Origin of the sequence: Pseudomonas sp., from assembly GCF_035277045.1 — a bacterium.
Lineage (GTDB): Bacteria > Pseudomonadota > Gammaproteobacteria > Pseudomonadales > Pseudomonadaceae > Aquipseudomonas.
Genome location: NZ_DATELE010000077.1, coordinates 1 through 2,812 on the forward strand (window position 1 = coordinate 1; position 2,812 = coordinate 2,812).

3 protein-coding genes are annotated in these 2,812 nt (G+C 65.1%); 2 read left to right on the top strand and 1 reads right to left on the bottom strand.

The window, feature by feature from the left end:
* Positions 1–587, bottom strand: a 587-nt coding sequence (locus VJS90_RS03230) for an aldehyde dehydrogenase family protein (RefSeq protein WP_324119042.1), incomplete at its 3' end; no start/stop codon positions are given.
* A 124-nt stretch (positions 588–711) separates the two neighbouring features.
* Between VJS90_RS03230 and VJS90_RS03235 the strand changes: the two genes are divergently transcribed.
* Both VJS90_RS03235 and VJS90_RS03240 read left to right on the top strand, forming a co-directional pair.
* Positions 712–1,641: a LysR family transcriptional regulator gene (locus VJS90_RS03235; protein WP_324119044.1), complete on the top strand. Its 930-nt coding sequence runs from the start codon at positions 712–714 to the stop codon at positions 1,639–1,641.
* Positions 1,642–1,698: 57 nt separating this feature from the next.
* Positions 1,699–2,812: CHASE4 domain-containing protein (locus VJS90_RS03240; RefSeq protein ID WP_324119046.1), on the top strand; the 1,114-nt coding region annotated here is incomplete at its 3' end.

Here is a 2,812-nt window from a genome sequence, read left to right on the forward strand (position 1 = left end):
AACACCCCGGGCGGGACCCCAGCGCTGTGCATCACCTCGGCAAAGATCAGCGCATTGAACGGTGCGACCTCGCTGGGCTTGAGCACCATGGTGCAGCCCGCCGCAAGCGCAGGGGCGACCTTGCAGACGATCTGGTTGACCGGCCAGTTCCAGGGGGTGATCAGGGCCACGACGCCCACAGGCTCGTGGTTGATCAAGGTACTGCCTTGCAGCGAGCGGAACGCGAACGTTTCCAGGCTGGCAATCAGCGCCTCCAGATGGCGCCTGCCAATGCCGGCCTGCCATTCGTGGGCCAGGGCCCTCGGCGCGCCGACTTCCTGCAGGATCGCCTCGGCGATGTCATCGTAGCGCTCGAGAAACGCGGCCAGGATGCGCCGCAGCAACTGCTGGCGCTCCTCTGGCGAGGTCCTGGCGAAGGCGGGAAAGGCGCGCTTCGCGGCTGCCACCGCCACATCGACGTCAGCCTGGCCACCCATCGCGATTTCGCCCAACGGCAGCTCGGTCGCGGGGTTGATGACGGCAAGGCGGTCTGTGCCTACAGGGTCGACCCAGCGTCCGTCGATGTAAAACTTCAGGGCATGTTCCATAGCGGCGGGCCTCTGGCTGCTAAGTATGAGAAATGTCTGGTGCCGGATCGGCGCCCTTGAGGATAGTGGCGCGGTTCTGCGTCCGGCAATTTACTAATAGTTTGCCCAGCCATAAACTCAGGTCATGCCGAACCTTCGCCGAAAGCTCCCCAGTTCCAGCTCACTGTTCGTTTTCGAAGCAGCGGCGCGCTGTGGCAGTTTCACCCGTGCCGCCGATGAACTGTGCGTCAGCCAGCCCGCGGTCAGCCGCATGCTGTCACGGCTCGAGGAGCGCCTGGGCGTGCAGCTGTTCGAGCGCATGCGCGGTGGCGCGCGCCTGACTGAAAGCGGCAGCCTGCTGTTCCGGCGGGTCCAGGAAGGCTTCAGTACCATCGAGTCGGCGATCAGCGAGATCGAAGCCAGGGCTACCGGGACCGAAACCGTGACGCTGTCGGTGTCCACGGCCTTCACCACCCACTGGCTGATGCCGCGCATGAGCCGGTTCAACCAGCGGTTCCCTTCGGTCGACATGCGCTACCAGCTGATATCGGGGCGCATCGGTGGTCCCTTGGTGGACGTCGACCTGGGCATGCGCTTCATCGACGCCGGCAGCCTGAAGGCCACCGATACGCTGGTGCTTCCAGAAATCATCCTGCCGGTCTGCAATCGCCAGTACCACACCGAGGTCTTCGACCGTGGCGCCATGGCGACGCTGATCAGCATGGATACGCAGGACCGGGTCTGGACATCCGCGCTGCAGCTGCCGGGACGCTCGGACAGTGCCCTGGTGTTCTCCGACTACGCGGTGGTGGTACAGGCGGCCCTGCTTGGCCAAGGCATGGCACAGGGCTGGCTCAACGTGGTCTCGCACTGGCTGGGCAGGGGCGAGCTGGTGCCTGCCGGCGCGCCTCGAATCACCTCGCGCTGCTGCTGCCTGGTAGTGCCAGCCGGACGGCCAGCCCGGCCGGTGGTCGAAGCGGTAAGGGGCTGGATCATAGAGGAAATGCACGCTGATATCGCCCGGGTCGAGGCGCTGTTCCCCGAGCTTGGCCTGGCCGCGCTGGCGCGCTCATGAAAGCCCGTTGCTGGCCGATAGTGATGGATTGGTTCAGCACAATCCGCCAGGCCTTCCATGCCCAGATCCGTTGGTACTCGTTCTTATCCCTCTGTTGAACCGCACACCAGCGCCAGGCTGGCACAGGCCTCTTCGCTTCTGTTTTCCGCGATCCTGGGCGTTGTCTTCGCCATGGCGGCAGCGCTGGCGCTGTATTTCGCCCACGGGCTGGACCGGGCGGAGCAACAGCAGGCCCAGTCGCTGGTGCAAAAAAGCCTGGGCGCGGCGCAGCGGTCGCTGAAGCTGACCGTCAAGGACTACGCCTTCTGGGGTGATGCCTACAGGCACTTGCACAGCACGGTGGATGTCGAGTGGGCCTATGTCCGGGAAAACTTCGGCCCTGCGCTGTTCGAGGACTTTGGTTTCCAGGGCCTGTTTGTCGTGAATCCAGCCGGCAAGACCGTCTACTCGGTCATAGACGGCCAGTACCAGACGGTCACGGCAGCCGACTGGACGGGCCGCCCGGTCCGCGAATTGGCGCGCAAGGCCCGGGCGCGGGCCGCCGATGAAGATGCCCTGACCTTGCTGACGACGCTGCACGGCATCCCCACGCTGATCGGGGCCGCAGCCATCACCCCTGGCACCGACCCCACCGTGCGGCCCGATGGCGGGATTGCCTCGGTGATGATGATGGTCAAGGTGCTAGATCCGGCCAAGCTCGACGAAATGGGCCAGGCCCTTGGCATTCCAGGGCTGCGCGTGGCAGTCGCCGATGACACAAGCGAGCCGCGGGTGACGCTGCGGGCCGAGCATGGGGAGGTCATTGAACTGCAGTGGCAAGCGGCGCGGCCAGGGCGGCGGATGATCCTCTTGGTGTTGCCGATGATCATCCTTGCCGGCTGCACGATCTTTCTGACCACCTGGGTAATGTCGCGGCGCACCAGCAGAGCCGCGCGCGCCCTGGATGGCAGCCACGCGTTGCTGCGCAGCAGCCAGGCCGCTCTGGCGATGAGCGAATCGCGGTTTCGCGACGTCGCCGAAGCCAGTTCCGACTGGATCTGGGAAATCGATACCGAGGGCCGGGTAACGTACCTGTCCGACCGCTTCGAGACGGTGACCGGCCTGCCCAAGCAGCAATGGCTGGGCAAGCATGTCGACCGCTTGGCCAAGATGAAGCAGGGCACCCTGCTCG

What these genes read in the sequence shown, in the direction of transcription:
- VJS90_RS03235 (WP_324119044.1), top strand. Translation starts at nt 712, where the DNA reads ATGCCGAACCTTCGCCGAAAGCTCCCCAGTTCCAGCTCACTGTTCGTT.